The 16,483-nt window shown below is 73.3% G+C and carries 19 protein-coding genes; 7 read left to right on the top strand and 12 right to left on the bottom strand.

Annotated elements, in window-relative coordinates:
• Positions 1-64 precede the first annotated feature (64 nt).
• Positions 65-550: a GNAT family N-acetyltransferase gene (locus NUM_RS24655; RefSeq protein ID WP_207127307.1), complete on the bottom strand. Its 486-nt coding sequence runs from the start codon at positions 548-550 to the stop codon at positions 65-67.
• Between the two features lie 97 nt (positions 551-647).
• Entirely contained in the window at positions 648-1,052 is a 405-nt protein-coding gene (gene sodN, locus NUM_RS24650) for a superoxide dismutase, Ni (protein WP_030445026.1), read from the bottom strand.
• 296 nt (positions 1,053-1,348) lie between these two features.
• On the opposite strand from sodN, the gene NUM_RS24645 reads away from it, so the two are divergent.
• Both NUM_RS24645 and NUM_RS24640 read left to right on the top strand, forming a co-directional pair.
• Positions 1,349-1,678 carry a S26 family signal peptidase gene (locus NUM_RS24645; protein WP_263975142.1) on the top strand — a complete coding sequence of 110 codons (330 nt, stop codon included), beginning with the start codon at positions 1,349-1,351 and terminating at the stop codon, positions 1,676-1,678.
• A 397-nt stretch (positions 1,679-2,075) separates the two neighbouring features.
• The gene (locus NUM_RS24640; protein WP_370467048.1) at positions 2,076-3,227 is read left to right on the top strand and encodes an NAD(P)-dependent malic enzyme; all 1,152 of its coding nucleotides are present in this window, start codon (positions 2,076-2,078) and stop codon (positions 3,225-3,227) included.
• A gap of 46 nt (positions 3,228-3,273) precedes the next feature.
• Here the strand turns inward: NUM_RS24640 and NUM_RS24635 are convergent, their stop codons facing one another.
• Positions 3,274-4,098, bottom strand: coding sequence for a phosphotransferase family protein (locus NUM_RS24635; RefSeq protein WP_207127306.1), 825 nt, complete (start codon positions 4,096-4,098; stop codon positions 3,274-3,276).
• A 78-nt stretch (positions 4,099-4,176) separates the two neighbouring features.
• On the opposite strand from NUM_RS24635, the gene NUM_RS24630 reads away from it, so the two are divergent.
• Entirely contained in the window at positions 4,177-4,710 is a 534-nt protein-coding gene (locus NUM_RS24630; RefSeq protein WP_207127305.1) for an HAD domain-containing protein, read from the top strand.
• A 100-nt stretch (positions 4,711-4,810) separates the two neighbouring features.
• Here NUM_RS24630 and NUM_RS24625 read toward each other — a convergent pair whose 3' ends face one another.
• Positions 4,811-5,419 (bottom strand): LysE/ArgO family amino acid transporter, encoded by a 609-nt coding sequence (locus tag NUM_RS24625; protein WP_207127304.1) that lies wholly within the window; start codon positions 5,417-5,419, stop codon positions 4,811-4,813.
• 70 nt (positions 5,420-5,489) lie between these two features.
• Here NUM_RS24625 and NUM_RS24620 point away from each other — a divergent pair, with 70 nt between their 5' ends.
• Entirely contained in the window at positions 5,490-6,383 is an 894-nt protein-coding gene (locus tag NUM_RS24620; RefSeq protein ID WP_207127303.1) for a LysR family transcriptional regulator ArgP, read from the top strand.
• Between the two features lie 5 nt (positions 6,384-6,388).
• On the opposite strand, the gene NUM_RS24615 is transcribed toward NUM_RS24620, so the two are convergent.
• On the bottom strand, positions 6,389-7,558 hold the full coding sequence (locus NUM_RS24615) for an MFS transporter (RefSeq protein WP_207127302.1): 1,170 nt from the start codon (positions 7,556-7,558) through the stop codon (positions 6,389-6,391).
• A gap of 13 nt (positions 7,559-7,571) precedes the next feature.
• On the opposite strand from NUM_RS24615, the gene NUM_RS24610 reads away from it, so the two are divergent.
• Entirely contained in the window at positions 7,572-8,156 is a 585-nt protein-coding gene (locus NUM_RS24610) for a CGNR zinc finger domain-containing protein (RefSeq protein WP_207127301.1), read from the top strand.
• 14 nt (positions 8,157-8,170) lie between these two features.
• Here NUM_RS24610 and NUM_RS24605 read toward each other — a convergent pair whose 3' ends face one another.
• From NUM_RS24605 to NUM_RS24590, 4 genes are all read right to left on the bottom strand, one after another.
• The gene (locus tag NUM_RS24605; protein ID WP_207127300.1) at positions 8,171-10,366 is read right to left on the bottom strand and encodes an MMPL family transporter; all 2,196 of its coding nucleotides are present in this window, start codon (positions 10,364-10,366) and stop codon (positions 8,171-8,173) included.
• A gap of 260 nt (positions 10,367-10,626) precedes the next feature.
• Positions 10,627-10,896, bottom strand: a complete 270-nt coding sequence (locus NUM_RS24600; protein WP_207127299.1) for a hypothetical protein — start codon at positions 10,894-10,896, stop codon at positions 10,627-10,629.
• Positions 10,897-10,930: 34 nt separating this feature from the next.
• A complete protein-coding gene (locus tag NUM_RS24595; RefSeq protein ID WP_207127298.1) occupies positions 10,931-11,269 on the bottom strand; it encodes an ArsR/SmtB family transcription factor in 339 nt (112 codons plus the stop codon).
• A gap of 79 nt (positions 11,270-11,348) precedes the next feature.
• Positions 11,349-11,864 carry a flavin reductase family protein gene (locus NUM_RS24590; protein ID WP_225918828.1) on the bottom strand — a complete coding sequence of 172 codons (516 nt, stop codon included), beginning with the start codon at positions 11,862-11,864 and terminating at the stop codon, positions 11,349-11,351.
• Between the two features lie 86 nt (positions 11,865-11,950).
• On the opposite strand from NUM_RS24590, the gene NUM_RS24585 reads away from it, so the two are divergent.
• Together NUM_RS24585 and NUM_RS24580 are read left to right on the top strand one after the other, a co-directional pair.
• Positions 11,951-12,916: a zinc-binding dehydrogenase gene (locus NUM_RS24585; protein ID WP_207127296.1), complete on the top strand. Its 966-nt coding sequence runs from the start codon at positions 11,951-11,953 to the stop codon at positions 12,914-12,916.
• A 137-nt stretch (positions 12,917-13,053) separates the two neighbouring features.
• On the top strand, positions 13,054-13,389 hold the full coding sequence (locus NUM_RS24580) for a GntR family transcriptional regulator (RefSeq protein ID WP_207127295.1): 336 nt from the start codon (positions 13,054-13,056) through the stop codon (positions 13,387-13,389).
• Positions 13,390-13,426: 37 nt separating this feature from the next.
• Here the strand turns inward: NUM_RS24580 and NUM_RS24575 are convergent, their stop codons facing one another.
• The 3 genes from NUM_RS24575 to NUM_RS24565 all read right to left on the bottom strand — a co-directional run bounded on the left by NUM_RS24575 (position 13,427) and on the right by NUM_RS24565 (position 16,392).
• Positions 13,427-13,999: a Uma2 family endonuclease gene (locus NUM_RS24575; protein WP_225918827.1), complete on the bottom strand. Its 573-nt coding sequence runs from the start codon at positions 13,997-13,999 to the stop codon at positions 13,427-13,429.
• A 127-nt stretch (positions 14,000-14,126) separates the two neighbouring features.
• On the bottom strand, positions 14,127-15,425 hold the full coding sequence (locus tag NUM_RS24570) for an MFS transporter (RefSeq protein WP_207127294.1): 1,299 nt from the start codon (positions 15,423-15,425) through the stop codon (positions 14,127-14,129).
• An 88-nt stretch (positions 15,426-15,513) separates the two neighbouring features.
• Positions 15,514-16,392 carry a GNAT family N-acetyltransferase gene (locus NUM_RS24565; protein WP_207127293.1) on the bottom strand — a complete coding sequence of 293 codons (879 nt, stop codon included), beginning with the start codon at positions 16,390-16,392 and terminating at the stop codon, positions 15,514-15,516.
• Between the last annotated feature and the right edge of the window lie 91 nt (positions 16,393-16,483).

Raw genomic sequence — 16,483 nt, 5'->3', positions numbered from 1 at the left:
CATGCCTCGTACCCGACCGACGGACGTTTGCCACTCTCCGGTAACCGGGTCGTGACGGTGACGGTCATCGATATTCGGCGAGTCCGGTCAAAGCGGTCCCGGTCAGCCGGTACGGCACCCATTCCTCCTGCGCGGACGCTCCGATCGCGGCGTAGAACTCGCGGGCCGGGTTCCAGTCGAGCACCGACCAGTCGAGCCGGGCGTACCCGCGGTCGACGCAGATGCCGGCGAGTGTGGCGAGCAGCCGCCGGCCGATCCCGCCGGCCCGCGCCGCCGGCTTCACGTACAGATCCTCCAGGTAGATGCCGTGTGTTCCTTCCCAGGTGGAGAAGTTGAGGAACCACAGCATGAAGCCCACCGGGGTACCGGCCGCGTCGAGCGCGACGTGCCCGTACAGCGCCGGGTGGTCGCCGAACAGGCAGGAGTGCAGCTGCGTCTCGGTCAGCCGGCACGACTCCGGCGCCTTCTCGTACGCGGCCAGCTCGTACACCATCGCCACCACGGCGGGCACGTCCGCCGGTTCCACCGGCCGGATCTGCGTCTCACTCATCCCCGCAGCATGCCCGGCGCGCGCTCGGTCGGGTACCGCAGGGGGCGGACACGACGGTGCCCCGGCGGCACGCGGCCGACCGGGGCACCGAGGCAGGTCAGGACTTCTTGGTTTCCCAGAAGATCTTGGCGATCTCGTCGATCTTGTCCAGCAGCTGCTGGGCGACCGCCGGGTCGACGGAGCCCTTGGTACCGGTGGCGCCGGCGAGCTTGGTCGCCTCGTTCACCAGCTGGTGCAGCTGCGGGTACTTCTCGAAGTGCGGCGGCTTGAAGTAGTCGGTCCACAGCACCCACAGGTGGTGCTTGACCAGCTCGGAGCGCTGCTCCTTGATGATCACGCACCGGGTGCGGAACTCGGGGTCCTCGTTCGCCTGGTACTTCTCCGCAATGGCCTTGATCGACTCGGCCTCGATCCTCGCCTGCGCAGGGTCGTACACACCGCACGGAAGGTCGCAGTGTGCGTGCGCGACGAGACGAGGAGCGAGGAAACGCGGCAGTCGCATTCGGTCCTCCGTCAAACAAACATGGCTATGGCTACGCGGGTGGTCAATCCGCGCACGGAGGGAGACACCGTGCCATCGGCCTGGATCTCCCCACAGCAGGACCCTACCCCCGGGGTCCGGCCCGAAACCGGGGAAGTACCGGAGCGACCTTGATCACGGTCCGCCGGGCGAAGCAGTCCACCGAGTGTCTGAACCGAGCTTCACGTCTTGCGCCCGCGGAGGCGTCGGCGGCCGGCGCGGGTCGTACCTCTAGGGTCGGGCGGGTGAGACGGACGCGCCGGGTGGTCGGGGTCGGGCTGGTCGTCGCCGTGGCGGGTGCCGCGGCCGGCTGGGCGGCCGGGCGTACCCGGGCGGTCGCGGTGTCCGGGCCGTCGATGGTTCCGACGCTGCGGGACGGCGACGCGGTACTGGCGTCCCCGGCGCGGCGGGTGCACCCCGGCGACGTGGTGATCGCCCGGTTCCGGGCGCGTCCCGACCTGCTGGTCGTCAAGCGGGCGGTCCGGCCGTACCGCGACGGCTGGTGGCTGCAGGGCGACAACCCGGCGGTGACCGACGACTCCCGCCGGTACGGCGTGGCCGACGTCCTCGGCCGGGTCCGCCTCCGCTACTTCCGCGCCGGGCGCTGACGCCGAGAACCGACCGGATCTTCGCGCAGCGCGGTGCGCGGTTCGTTTCGCCACGTGGAACCGGGGAAACGGGACAACGTTTGGCGGCCGACCGGCGGCGGATTGCGCATGACGAATGCGCGGTCGCTGGCTAGACTCCAGCGTCATCGGGTGCACCCACCGCCCGGTATGTTCCGCGTCCGGCCGACCGCCGTGGCGAGCCTCGGTGGTCTCGTGCCGAGTCGACCGTGCCGAGCCGGGCCCAGAGCCGAGCGGCCGGGGCCGAGCCCCGTGCCGAGCGGTTCGAGCCACCCCGCTTCCGGCACGTGCCGGCCCGCCGCGGCCGTGCCGCGACACGACACGGCCGGCGCCGCCGACGGCACCCAAGCATGTTGAGCTGACCGGCAAGGAGACGCCCGTGACCGCGCTGTCGATTCGTACCGATGATCCGATCTTCGCCCTGCACGAGGGCGGCAAGCTGGCCGTGGCGGCCACCTCGCCGATCCAGACCCCCGAGGACCTGTCCAAGGCGTACACGCCGGGGGTGGCGGAGGTGTCCCGGGCGATCGCGGCGGACCCGACGCTCGCCCGGCGGTACACCTGGGTGTCGCACACGGTCGCGGTGGTCACCGACGGCACCGCCGTGCTCGGCCTCGGCGACATCGGCCCGGCCGCGGCGATGCCGGTGATGGAGGGCAAGGCGGTGCTGTTCAAGCAGTTCGGCGGCGTCGACGCGGTGCCGATCTGCCTGGACACCACCGATCCGGACGAGATCGTGGCGACCGTCGCCCGGCTCGCCCCCTCGTTCGGCGGCATCAACCTGGAGGACATCAGCGCGCCGCGCTGCTTCGACATCGAGCGCCGGCTGGACGAGCGGCTCGACATCCCGGTGTTCCACGACGATCAGCACGGTACGGCGGTCGTCGTGCTGGCCGCGCTGCGCAACGCGGTCCGGCTGCTGCGCCGCGACCTGGCGACCCAGCGGATCGTCATCTCCGGTGCCGGTGCGGCCGGCGTCGCCGTCAGCCGGATGCTCGCCGCGGCCGGCGCCACCGACCAGATCGTCTGCGACTCCCGCGGCGTGCTGCACGCCTCCCGTGGCGGCCTGACCCCGGTCAAGGCCGACCTCGCGCGGCAGACGAACCCGCGCGGCGTCACCGGTACGATCGCCGACGCGCTGCGCGGCGCCGACGTGCTGATCGGCGTGTCCGGCGGGCACATCGAGGAGGCCGCGGTGGCCGGCATGGCGGCCGACCCGATCGTGTTCGCGCTGGCCAACCCGACGCCCGAGGTGCACCCGGACGTCGCCCACCGGCACGCTGCGATCGTCGCCACCGGCCGCAGCGACTTCCCGAACCAGATCAACAACGTGCTCGCGTTCCCGGGCATCTTCCGCGGCGCCCTCGACGCGTCCGCACCCCGGATCACCGAGCCGATGAAGCTCGCCGCGGCCGAGGCGATCGCCGCGGTCGCCGCGGACGACCTGCGCGCCGACCGGATCGTGCCCAGCGCACTCGACCCGCGGGTCGCCCCGGCCGTCGCCACCGCGGTCGCCGCCGCCGCCGGCTGACCCCGACCGGCCGACGAGGGTGGGCCCGGCGACGGCGCGGAGCGGGTCAGGCGAGGGTGTCGGTCCAGCGGGTGAGGCGGTCGCGCAGGGCCGGGCCGTCCAGGTCGGGGCGGCCCAGCCCGGCGTAGTTCGGCGCCCAGGTCTCGATCTGGCCGTACGCGTGCATCGCCGCGCTGCGGTCCCACAGCTCGACGTCGTCGAGTGACCCGGCCGCGGACCGGTAGGCGTCGGTGAACACGTCGGCGATCCGGCTGTCGTACAACAGGATCAGGTCCAGGCGGCACCAGGCGACGTCGAAGCCGCGGGGTGCGTACGCCGCGCCGGACCAGTCGACGACGCCGGTGAGCCGGTCGCCCACCCACAGCGTGTTGCCGGACCAGTAGTCGAGGTGGGTGAGCACCCGCGGCTGCGCGACGAGGCGGTGCCAGTGCTCCCGTACCGTCGGTCCGGTCGGACCCGCGCCGGTCGGCCCCGCCGCGAGCGGGTCACGCAGCTCGATGCCCACCGGTACGGCGTGGATCCGGGCCAGGGTGCGGCCGAGCTGACGGGCCCAGGACGGCGGGTCGGCCGGTGCCAGGCAGCCGTCCCCGGGCAGCCGGCTGACCAGCAGGGTCGGCCGGCCGGTGGCGGCACCGTCCGGATCGGCCGCCAGCAGCCGCGGGGCGAGCCCGGCCAGCCCGTCGAGCAGCGGCAACACCCGGGTCTCCCGCCGCACCGCGGGATCGCCGGCTGGGAAGACACGCAGTACCACCTCGCGGTCGTCGCCGGTGGCGAGCAGCTCGGTCCGGGCGTGGGTACCGCCGGTCAGCGGGCGGAGGCGGCGCACCGGGCAGCCGAGCTGCTCGGCGGCCCAGGAGAGTACGTCGGTCACGGTCGACCAGTGTGCGCCCGGCGCCGACCGGCGGCAAAGCGGTTCCGTCGGTCGACCGGATCCCGCTATCCTGCGCGCGTGCTCGACCCCGTGGACCGCCCGTTGCTGTTCCTGGACGTCGACGGCACGCTGCTGCCGGTCGGTGGTGACGCGCCGAGCGTGGCCTGGGACGAGAGCTGGCAGACCGACGCGAACCCGCTGCTCGCGCGGCTGTCGCCGGCGCACGGTCCCCGACTCCTGGCGCTGTCGTGCGAGCTGGTCTGGGCCACCGCCTGGATGGCCGACGCGAACGAGCTCGTCGCGCCGCGGCTGGGACTGCCCGAGCTGCCGGTGGCGGAGCTGGGCGAGGTGCCGGCCGCCGAGGATCCGAGCTGGTCGCTGAGCGCCGCCGGTGCCGCGTTGAGCTGGAAGACCAGGGCGCTGGTCGACCAGGCCGCCGGCCGGCCGTTCGCCTGGCTGGACGACGAGATCACCGACGCGGACCGGGCCTGGGTCGACGCGCACCACTCCGGGCCGGCGCTGCTGCACCGGGTGGACGCCCGGCACGGGCTGACCGAGCGCGACTTCACCGTCGTACGCGAGTGGCTCCGCGGCCTGTCGTCGCAGCCGTGACCGCCGGCCGGATCGGCCGCGCACCAGCGTGATCTCGGCGCCCGCGCCGTCGGGCGGTGCGCGGTCGGCGGGCTGCGCCGGCTCGGGTTCGTGGCGCGGGTCAGCGCAGGCCGAGCAGCAACGTGGTGGCGGAGCCGAGCATGATCAGCGCGATGCCGGCGTCGAGCACCCGCCAGGTGGTACGGCGGTGGGCCAGTGGTGAGAGCAGCCGCGCGCCGAAACCTAGCGCGCTGAACCAGATCGCGCTGCCGATCGCCGCACCGAGCCCGAACCACCAGCGCAGCGATCCGTGCGCGCTGGCCACCGAACCGACCAGTACCACGGTGTCCAGGTAGACGTGCGGGTTGAGCCAGGTCAGGGCGAGGCAGCTGGCGAGTACGGCCGGTGCCGCGGCCGCCGCACCGCCGACCGTCGCGGTCAGGGCGCCGGGACGCAGTGCGCGCCGGGCGGCGAGCATCGCGTACCCGAGCAGGAACGCGGCGCCCGCCAGCCGGGCCACGGTGAGGATCACCGGTGCCGCCTCGACCAGGGCGCCGAGGCCGCCGACCCCGGCGGAGATGAGTACCGCGTCGGAGGCGGTGCAGACCAGCACGATGGCGGCGACGTACTCGCGGCGCAGCCCCTGGCGCAGGACGAAGGCGTTCTGCGCGCCGATGGCGACGATCAGGGACAGCCCGAACCCGAGTCCGGACACGACGGCGACGATCACGGTTCCAGCCTGACCGCCGGCAGCGCAACAGTGAAGTTCATCGTTCTGTCGGTGGATTAGAATTGCTGATGTGGAGGTGGACCTGCCGCAGTTGCGGGCGCTGGTCGCGGCGGTCGACGAGGGCTCCTTCGACGCGGCCGCCCGGGCGCTGCACCTGACCCCGTCCGCGGTCAGCCAGCGGATCAAGGCGCTGGAGACGGCCGCCGGCCAGGTGCTGCTGCTGCGCAGCAAGCCGATCACGGTGACCGGTCCCGGTCAGGCGTACCTGCGACTGGCGCGGCAGATCCAGGCGCTGACCGCGGAGGCGGTCGCCGGCGACGGCGAGGCGGGCGAGTCACCGGTGGTGGCGCTGGCGGTCAACGGCGACTCGCTCGGCACCTGGGTGCTGCCGGCGCTGGCGCCGCTCGCCGACGCGGTGCGCTTCGACATCCGGCGGGAGGACCAGGACCATTCGGCCGCGTTGCTGCGGCAGGGTGTGGTGATGGCCGCGATCACGACCGCGGCGCAGCCGGTGCAGGGCTGCACGGTCACCCGCCTCGGCACCATGCGGTACCGGCCGATGGCGTCGCCGGCGTTCGTCCGGCGCTGGTTTCCGGACGGGGCGACGCTCGACGCGCTGGCGGTCGCGCCGGTGCTCACCTTCGACCGCCGGGACGACCTGCAGGACGCGTACCTGCGGCGACGCACCCGGCGCCGGCTCGACCCGCCGCGGCACTACGTGCCGGCCACCGCCGACTTCGGTACCGCGGTACGGCTCGGGATGGGCTGGGGCATGCTGCCCGACCAGCAGCTGCGGCCGGAGCGCCGGCGACGTCAGCTGGTCGAGTTCGACCCCGGCGCGCACCTGGACGTGCTGCTGCACTGGCAGCAGTGGACGCTGCGTACCGACGCGCTGGACCGCACCGCCGCCGCGATCCGGGCCGCGGCCGCCGACCAGCTCCGCCAGCCGCACCGCGCGCCCTGACCGGATCAGGCGAGTTCGGCCACCCGGCGGCGCGGCACGATCCGTTGGTACAGCACGGTTCCGAGGGCGAGGCACGCGGCGCCGGCGGCGGTGGCCAGCCAGAGCGTCGCGGTGCCGTGTGCGAGCAGTGGCGTGCCGAGCAGCGGCGCCACGACGGTACCGACGCCCCAGGACAGGCCGTACCCGGTGAGGACGGTGGCGGCGCTGCTCGGCGGGCCGAGCCGGGAGGCGATCGCCTGCTGGGTGCCGAGCAGCAGGCTGCCGCTCGCGCCCTCGAACACCGCGCCGGCGACGAGCTCCGGCACCGTACCGCCGGACCAGAGCAGCAGCCCCGCCGTGAGCGAGAGGTACCCGATGGTCAGCATCGTCGCCGGTGTCAGCCGCCGCTCGGTGGCGGCGACGACGCGCTGCGCGGCGATCGCGGCCGCGGCGGCGGTCGCGAGCAGCCAGCCGGTGAGCGTGGCGGGGTGGCCGCCGGCCTGCACCGCGAGCGGCAGCATGAACACCACCAGCATGGCGAGCGTGGCGTACAGGCTGCCGACGGCGGTCCATGCGGCGAGCCGGGCCGACAGCACCGCGCGCCACGCGGCCCGTACCTCGGTGCGGCCCAGCGGCCGGTCGGCAGGCAGCCGGCGCCACACCACTGCCGCGGCGGCGAGGCTGGTCGCGGCGTCGGCGAGGAACAGCGCGCCGATGCTCCACCGGGTCAGTACCGCGGCGAACACGCCGGCGACGACGCCGGCCACCGCGAGCGCCGCCCACAGCAGCGAGTAGCTCGACGCGCGGCGCTCGCTCGGTACCGACTGGGCGATCAGCGCCTGGGTGGCCGGTTCGACCAGTTCGTAGGCCAGGCCGAGCAGCAGCGCGCCGGCGATCACGACCGGGACCGAGGTGCCGAGCGCGATCGTGGCCTGCGCCGTGGCGCAGGCGAGCAGCCCGGTGAGCATCGCGGTACGGGCGCCGAACCGGGTGGCGAGCACCCCGCCGAGCAGCCGGGACGGGATCGTACCGGCGCCGAAGGCGGCGAGTACCAGGCCGGCCAGGGCCAGGCTCGCGCCGAGGTCGTGGGTGAGCCGCAGGCTCAGAAATCCCATCGCGAACGCGCCGAGCCGGTTCACGACCCGGATCAGGACGAGCCAGCGAGTGACTGTTGTACTCTCAGACGTCAGTGACATGAGAGGAGGCTACGTGACTAGCGAGATGCGTTTCAACAGTCACATCGAGCGGCTGCTGACCACCACGGTCCGGCTGGTGAACGTGTTGACGCCGGGCCTCGACGGCGGCCGGCCGGTGACGCCGCCGACCGGGCCGGCGCTGCGCGAGGTGGTCGCCGAGACGGTGCTCGGCGTAGGCCGCGACTTCTCGCCCAGCGCCGCCGACGCCAGGGCTCTGCGTACCAGCGCCGCCGAGGCCCGCGAGGTCTTCGCCGCGCTGACCGACGGCGCCGCCGACCGGGCCGCCGCGCTGGTCAACGCGATGCTGCGGAGCAGCGACGCCCGGCCGCAGCTGGACGCGAACGGCAACGGCGGGCACACCCTGCACTTCCACGGGCCGGACGACTCGTTCGTCCGTGGCTGGGCGGCCGGCATCGCGGCCGGCCTGGCGATGGCGATCGGCGGCGACGCCGGCAGCCGGCTCGGGCTGTGCTCGGCGCCGAACTGCGACCGCGCCTATGTCGACCTGTCCCGCAACTCGCACCGCCGGTTCTGCTCGACCCGCTGCCAGAACCGGGTCAAGACCGCCGCCTACCGCGCCCGCGCCACCGTCGGGTAGCGCGGGCGCAGGGATCAGCCGGTCGCCGCCGCCGCCCGGTCCGGCACCGGCGCACCGGCCGCGGTGGCGGGTCGGCGAGGCCAGGCGCGGCCGCCGAGCAGGGACAGCGCGGCCGGCAGCAGCACGCCGCGGACCACCGTCGCGTCGATCAGCACGGCGACCGCCATCCCGACGCCCAGCATCTTCTCCTCGATCGCGGACAGCGTCACGAACACCGAGAACACCGCGGTCATGATCAGCGCCGCGGTGGTGACGACGCCGGCGCTGCGGGCGGTACCCTCGACGACCGCGGCCCGGGCCCCGACGCCGGCGCGGAAGCGTTCCCGGATCCGGCTCAGGATGAAGATGTGGTAGTCCATGCTGAGCCCGAACAGCAGCACGAACAGGAACAGCGGCACCCAGCTGACCACCCCGCCGTACGAGGTGAATCCCAGCAGGCCGCCCAGGTGACCGTCCTGGAAGATCCAGGTGAGCACGCCGCAGGCCGCACCGACCGACAGCAGGTTCAGCACGATCGAGACCAGTGGGATCGTCACCGACCGGAACGCCAGCAGCAGCAACACGAAGCCGAGCGCCAGCACGAACCCCACCACGTACGGGATGCGTCCGCGCAGCTGGGTGACGAAGTCGTGCGCGAACGCGGCGCGCCCCGCCACCCCGTACCGGACGCCCGGGACCGCCCCGACGGTGGCCGGCAACACCTTGTCCCGCAACAGTTCCAGCGCCCGGACCGACGTCGCGTCGGTACCCGAACCGGGCAGCGGCACCCGCACCACGACGATCCGGTCGACCCGGGCCACCGCGACCGGTGCGAGGTGCTCGGCGGCGATCCGGGTGCGCAACCTGCCGATCGCCTGCCGCAGCGCGACGGAGTCGACCTGCCGGCCGTCGGCGCGCCACAGCACCACCCGGGTCGGTGACGCCGCACCGGGAAACGCCTGCTGCAGCCGGATCGCCGCGTCAACCGCCGGTACCGACCGAGGCAGGCTGTTGGTCGGCCCGGCGTCCTGCAACCGCAGCTGCGTCATCGGCGCCGCCAGGAACAGCAGCGCCAGCACCGCGATCCCGCCGTACCGGACGGGTCGCCGGACCACCCGGCGCGCCATCCCGGCCCAGATCCGGGAGTGCTCGGCGGTGGTGCGCCGGCGGCCCAGCCACGGGATGCGCGCCCGGTCGACCCGGTGGCCGAGCGTCGCGAGCAGCGCCGGCAACACCGTCACCGAGCCGACCACGGCCAGCCCGACCGCGACGACGGTACCGATGGTCAGCCCGCGAAACTGGCCGATCCCGGTGAACAGCAGGCCGATCAGGCACAGCATGACGGTCAGCCCGGACACCACGACCACCCGCCCGGAGGTACCGGCGGCGATCCGTACCGCGGTCGGCGCGTCGTGCCCGGCGGCCCGTTCCTCCCGCGCCCGGCGCAGGTAGAACAGCGAGTAGTCGACGCCGACGGCGACGCTGATCAGCAGCAGCATCGACGAGGTGGCGCTGTTGATGGGTATCCAGTGGTCGACCACCGACAGCAGGCTCATCGTGGTGACCACGGTGGTCAGCGTGAGCAGGATCGGCAGGCCGGCCGCGATCAGCGAGCCGAACACCACGAGCAGAATGGCGAGCGTCACGGGTAGCGAGGTCAGTTCGGAGCGGGACAGGTCCTGCTTGACCTTCTCGTCGACGGCGGTGGTCAGGCTCCGGTCGCCGGACTGCGCGAGCCGTACGCCGGGGTGTCCCGCGGCGACCGCACGCACCGCCCGTACGGTCGCGTCGTAGTGGGCGGCGAGGGCGTCGTCCGGTCCGCGCAGCCGGAACGTGACGAGCCCGGACCGGCCGTCCGCCGAGACGTGGCCGGCCGCCGGTGGTGTACGGATCTCCGCCGCCCCACCGGATCGGCGCAACGCGCGGACCAGCTCGCCGGTGGTCGCGGTCAGCGTCGGATCGTCGACGAAGCGCTCCCCGCCGCCGGAGCGCCGCGCGACGAGGACGCTCTCCCGTTCCGCGTCGTGGCCGGGCTGCGAGTCCATGACCCGCTCGGCCCGCCCGGTCTCGCCCGGGTCCTCGGATCGCGCGCCGGGGCCGGGGACCGCGGCGCTGGCCGCCACCGCGGCCACCAACAACGCGAACCAGAGCCCGATCGCGACCAGCGGGCGCCGGGTGGACCAGCCCGCGATCCGTTCGACCAGCGGCTGCGACTTGCGTCTGCGCAGCATGAGGTGATGTCCTTTGGTTGAGGGAGCGTCCGTGCGAACTCGCCTGTGGGCGAGGTACTGCTTCTTCGGCTGGGCCGTCGAGTTGCCGCTCGACGGCCCAGCGCCGTCCGACCGTCGAGTTGCCGCTCGACGGCGCAGAGCGCGTCGCCCCGGTCGTCGAGTGGCCGCCCGACGGTGCGGAGCGCCTCCCCCGGCGCCGAGTTGCCGCTCGACGGCGGGGATCGGGTGGTCGCGGCGGCCGGGTCGGGCGCCGGTTCGGGTCAGTCGACCTGCTTGAGGATGCGGTCGAGCGAGTCGACCCGGGTGCGGATGTCGCCGAGCCGGTCGGTCAGCTCGCCGAGACGCTGCTCGGCGGCCTCCTGCGCGGCGACCGACTTCTCCGCGAGCCGGCGGTACTCCTGCTCCCGAGCGAGCGCCGCTCTGGCCCGGATGGTGGCGCCGAACTGCCAGATGAGCGTGGTCAGCACCGAGGCGACGACCAGCGAGATGCCGATCGCACCGGCGATCTCTCCGCCGGCGTGCCCGCTCATGCCGGCACCCCGTTGCTTTCCCGCTGCGTGCGCATCACTGTGGTTCCTCCTCGGTACGTGCGTGCGGTGTGGTCAGGCTCGACGCGGCGGCGGCGATCGTCGTCGGTGTGAGCTGGTAGCCGAACGCGGTGACTTGGTAGAACTTCATGGCCTTGCCGTCGGGGGAGAGCTCCAGCGCCGAGCTGACCAGCCCGGCCGACTCGAGCTTCTTGAGGTGCAGTTGCAGCAGGGCGCGGCTGATGCCGAGCTCGCGCGCGAGCGCACTCACGTACGCCCGGCCGCGGGCCAGCGTCGCGACCACCCGCAACCGGTGCGGGTTGGCCAGCGTGGCCAGTACCTGCAGCAGCTCGTCACCACTCGGCGGCTCGGTCATAGCGAAACCCTGCACATGCCAAGAAAACCTAGCAGGTCGTGGCCGAAGGCGCCAGCCGGAACCGGGCGTACCGGTGTGGTCAGTCGCAGGTGCCGTAGCGGCCGCGGTGGAACACCAGCGGCGGGTGGCTGGAGTCGGCGGCGATGGCGCGTACCCGGGCCAGCGCGAAGTCGTGGTCGCCGGCCGGCGTGATCGACTCGATGGTGCAGTCCAGCCACGCCACCGCGCCCAGCAGGATCGGTGCGCCGGTGCTCGGCGCCGGCCGCATGCCCACGTCCCGGAACCGGTCGGTACCGGGCGAGGCGAACGTGCGGGCCAGCGACTCCTGGTGGTGGCCGAGGATGTTGACGCAGAACCCGCCCGCGTGCCGGATCACCGGCCAGGACCCGGACGTGTGCGCCGGGAAGAACCCGACCAGCGGCGGCCGCAGCGACACCGACGTGAACGAGTTCACCGCGAGGCCCACCGGCCCGTCCGGGCCGAGCGCCGTCACGATCGTCACCCCGGTCGGGAAGTGACCGAGCACCCGGCGGTACTCGTCGGGCTCCGGCCCGGTGGGTGCGGGGTATTCGTCCGGTTCGATGTCTGACGGCACGACTGCCATTAGAACGCATCCCGCCCGGCCGGGCACGTGATCATCCGCACCGTTACCGGCCCCGGTCGGCTGCTAGCCTCCGGGGCATGCTGGCCGCGTACGCGAAACGTATCGATCCGGACGATCCGCTGTCGGCCCTCGCGGTCGGCGAACGCCCCGAACCGGAGGTTCCGGACGGGTGGGCGGTCGTCGACGTCGCGGCCGCCTCGGTCAACCACCACGACCTGTGGTCGCTGCGCGGGGTGGGGCTGTCCGCCGACGCGCTGCCGATGATCCTCGGCTGCGACGCCGCCGGTACCGACGCGGACGGGCGGCGCGTCGTGGTGCACGCGGTGATCGGCGACCCCGCCGTCGGTGGTGGCGACGAGACCCTGGACCCGCGCCGCAGCCTGCTGTCCGAGCGGTACCAGGGCACGCTGGCGCAGCGGGTCGCGGTGCCGGCGCGCAACCTGGTACCGCTGCCGGACGGGATCGACTTCGACGCCGCGGCGTGCCTGCCCACCGCGTGGCTCACCGCGTACCGGATGCTGACCACCCGCGGCCGGCTGCCGGACGGCGGTGCGGTGCTGGTGCAGGGCGCCGGCGGTGGGGTGGCGAGCGCCGCGGTGGTGCTGGCCCGGGCACTCGGCGCCCGGGTGTACGCGACCAGCCGGGACGCCGCCAAGCGTGACCGGGTCGCCGAGCTCGGTGCGACCGCGGTCGAGCCCGGCGCGAAGCTGCCCGAGCGCGTCGACGTGGTGATCGAGACGGTCGGCGAGGCCACCTTCGAGCACTCGCTCAAGTGCGCCAAGCCGGGCGGCCGGATCGTCGTCGCCGGCGCCACCAGCGGCCACCTGCCCGCCGTCGACCTGCGCCGGGTGTTCTTCCTGCAGCTGGAGATCCTCGGCGCCACCATGGGTACCCGGGACGAGCTCGCCGCGCTGCTCGACCTCTGCATCGCGCAGAACCTGCGCCCCGTCGTCGACTCCAGCTACCCGCTGGCCGACGCCGCCACCGCCTTCGCCCGCCTCGCCGAAGGCACCGCCTTCGGCAAACTCGTCCTCCACCCCTGACCGCTACTCCCGTTCGCGCCCACGAATGTCGTCTGCGGACAGGACATAGGTAGCTGTAGCGTCGCGCATAGCCGATCCCTTCGCGATCGGTCGGGGACCGGGTTGGCGTGGCCGCGCCGCCCGGTCCTGCTGCTTTCATGGCAACACTGAACGTACTCGAGTTGTCCAATCAAGCCCATATGAACTCCATTGAGTTCATCCGAGTCCTACTGGATTCCATCGAGGCGCATGCGGTCCACGCTGGTGTCATGATCGACCCGCGTTCGCCTCTCTATGCCTGGGAGCAGGCTCGGGACGTGATCCGGGCCCGGATCGCCGACGGCACCTACCCGGATCGGCTGCCGGCGGAAGTGGACCTTGCGCACGAGCTCGGCGTCGCCCGTGGCACGCTGCGCCACGCGTTGACCGCGCTGGTCGACGACGGCGTGCTCGTGTCCATCCGTGGCCGCGGTTACTTCGTCGCCCAGCGCTGATCCCTTGAGTCATCGGCGGCGCCGGAGCCGCCTTCGGCTAGGGGACGAGGGTGTCGAGGTTGAGGTCGATCGGGAACGGGGCAGTGAGCCGCAAGCGGTCGCGGTGGATGCCGGTCGGGACGTACGAACTCGTCATCGGGTCGAGTTCGTAGGTGTGGACGGTGGCAGCGCCGTCCTCATCCTCGATCCGCCAGAAATGCGGAATCCTCGCCTGGGCGTACTTGAACGGCTTGAGGGAGCGATCCCGGTCGGCTGACTCGGCCGACACCACCTCGATCATGACGACGACGTCTTCCGGCGCGTACCAGGTGCGGTCGGGGTCGTAGGCAGCGGTGGTGATGAGGATGTCCGGCTCAGGGCGGCTTCGGCGATCCAGCCGCACGGTCATCTCCCGTTCGACGTCGAACCCGTCCGGCGCCGCATGCCGCAGCGCGAACGTCAGGTTCTCCACCAGTCGGGAGTGCCACGACCGCTGCGGCGACATCATGAAGATCAACGCTCCGTCGATGAGTTCCGTGTGTCGCGGTGCCTGCGGAAGGTGGTCGAGATCGTCCGCCTCCCAGCCGCTCGGCCTGGGCGGGATCATCCAGTCTGGGAAATTGGCGGTCACGCTTCATCGCCTCCGGTAGCGGCGGGGGCATGTCGTGGCACAGAGCGCTACTGCACCGACCCGTTCAGGGTAGTCGATGACGCAGCCGGCACCGTCAAGCTGGCGGCCGGACGGCTCCGGGACGCAGTCAGGGCAGGGTGTCCGCCGCCTTCGGGGGCGGGGTGAGGCCGTCCTGGGTGGGGGTGAGGCGGCGGCGGAGGGTGAGGAAGGCGAGGCCGCCGAGCAGGCTGCCACCGATGCACAGGGCCGCCCAGTACCGGCCGTCGGCGCGGGCGATCAGCAGACCGGCCAGCGCCGGGCCGGCGATGCCGGAGATGGTCCAGGTCATCCCGGCGAGGGCGTTGTACCGGCCGCGGACCCGCTCGTCGGCGAGCCCGTTGACCAGCGCCGGCATCACCGGCGCCCAGATCGTCTCGCCGGCGCCGAACACGGCGAGCCCCAGCACCACCGCCACGATCGCGAGCGGCCGGCCGACGAAGGCGCCGGAGATCGCGACGACCACCCAGGCCGCCGACCAGATCAGCCCGGCGATGCCCAGCGCGGTACTGCGCCGGCGGCCGGACACCAGCCGCAGCGTGACCAGCTGCCCGGCGACGATCACCACCGTGTTCGCCGCGAACGCCCAGCCCAGGGTGCGCGCCGGCACCTGCGCCTGGTTCACCGCGTACGCCGTGAAGCCGGTGTCCATCTGGGCGTACGCGCAGGTCAGAAGCAGGGTGCCGACCACGATGACGAGCAGCAGGGTACGGTCGCGCAGCACCTCGCGCCAGCCGGGTTGCGGTGTCGCGGTGTCGTGGTCGGCGGCTGCCGGGTCGAGCTTGCCGGTGCCGCGCGGCAGGGTCAGCAGCACCACGATGTAGCCGACGTAGCTGGCCGCGTCGATCCAGTACAGCCACTGGAAGGTGCGCGGGTCGGCCAGGTCGACCAGCGCCGAGGCGACCAGCCCGCCGACCCCGAAGCCGGCGTTCATCAGCATGAACTGCACGCCGTACGCGCGTTCCCGCTTCGCGACCGGCACCATCCGGGTCAGCAGCGCGGACGAGCCGGGGAACGTGGCGCAGTTGAACACGGCCACCCAGCTCGCCACCACGATCGCGTCCAGGCTGGAGTCGATGAAGCCCACCGCCGCCATGCCGGTCGCCTCGCCCAGCAGCCCGAGCAGCAGCACCACCCGCGGCCCGAACCGGTCGATCAACGTACCGGCGAGCGGGGAGACGACCAGCGCCACGACGCCCATCCAGGACAGGATCAGCCCGACCTGGGTGGTCGGCAGGTGCCGCACCTGGGTGAAGTAGACGAACAGGTACGGCATGGACATACCGCTGCCGAGCGCGGAGAACGCGATGCCCGCGAACAGCCGGCGCAGCAGCGGCGGCGTGCCGGGTGCGTCGGTGGGGGCGGGGGCGGTGGTGAAGGAAGTTGCCATCTCAACCGCGAATCGTGCCACCGACCTGTGACGACCCGGCAGTCATTTACGGCCACCGCGGCGCGCACGGTGGTGGACCTAACACCGCTCAGAGATCGAGCTGGTACTCGTGGCTGACGCGGGCCGGTCGGTAGCCGAGGTCGGCGTTGATCCGGCGCATCGGGCCGTTGCTCGCCGCGGTGTCGGCCAGCAGCCCGGACAGCTGCGGGTACCGGTGCGCGGCGCGGTCGATCGCGGCGACCTTCATCCACCGGGCGAGCCCGTGCCCGCGGTGCTCCGGCAGTACGCCGGTGCCGTAGTGCTGCCCGTCGCCGGTGCCGTCGGCGCCGACGACCAGCTCGGTGAAGCCGACGATCTCGCCGGTGTCCTCGGTGGCGACCGCGACGGTGTCCAGGTGCTCGCCGCGGTCGGCGACCGCGCGGGCGACCTCGCGTACCGCGTCCACGTCCCAGACGACGGTGCCGTAGTCGGTGTCGTCCATCGGCATGTCGTCCATCGCACGGCGGGACGCGGCGAAGCTCGCCGCGAGCTCGTCCGGCACCGTGCCGCGCCAGCTGACCAGCCGGTACCCGGGGTGCGGCGTGGCGATCTCGGCCGTCAGAGCGGCCCGGTCCACGTCGGCGAGCGACAGCCGGGTGTAGATCAGTTGCAGTACCCGGCGGAAGCCGCGGGCGGCGAGGAACGCGTCGCCGGGCGTGTCCGCATGCGCCTCGGCGAGCAGGCTGCGCCGGCCGTCCGCGCGGGCCGCGGCCACCAGCGCCGCGAGCAGCGCGGTACCGGTGCCCTGCCGGCGCTCGGCGGGGTGCACGGCGACCGACAGCTCGCCCAGGTGGCGCCGCCCGTCGGAGTCGAACAGCCGCAGGTACGCGGAGCCGACCGGATGCCCGTCCGGGTCGGCGGCGAGCCAGGCCAGCCGCGGGTGCGGTCCGGTCTCGGTGAGGGCGGTCAGGGTGATGCGGTCCGACACGGACGCTCCGATCGTGGTCGTGGCCCGCTGGTGCCGGGCCGCGGCGGGGGACGACGCGGGCAAGCTACCCGGTCGGGGCCGGCGGCGCGAG

Origin of the sequence: Actinocatenispora comari (assembly GCF_017312725.1) — a bacterium.
Classification (GTDB): domain Bacteria; phylum Actinomycetota; class Actinomycetes; order Mycobacteriales; family Micromonosporaceae; genus Actinocatenispora; species Actinocatenispora comari.
This window is presented reverse-complemented; position numbering and strand designations above follow the sequence as displayed.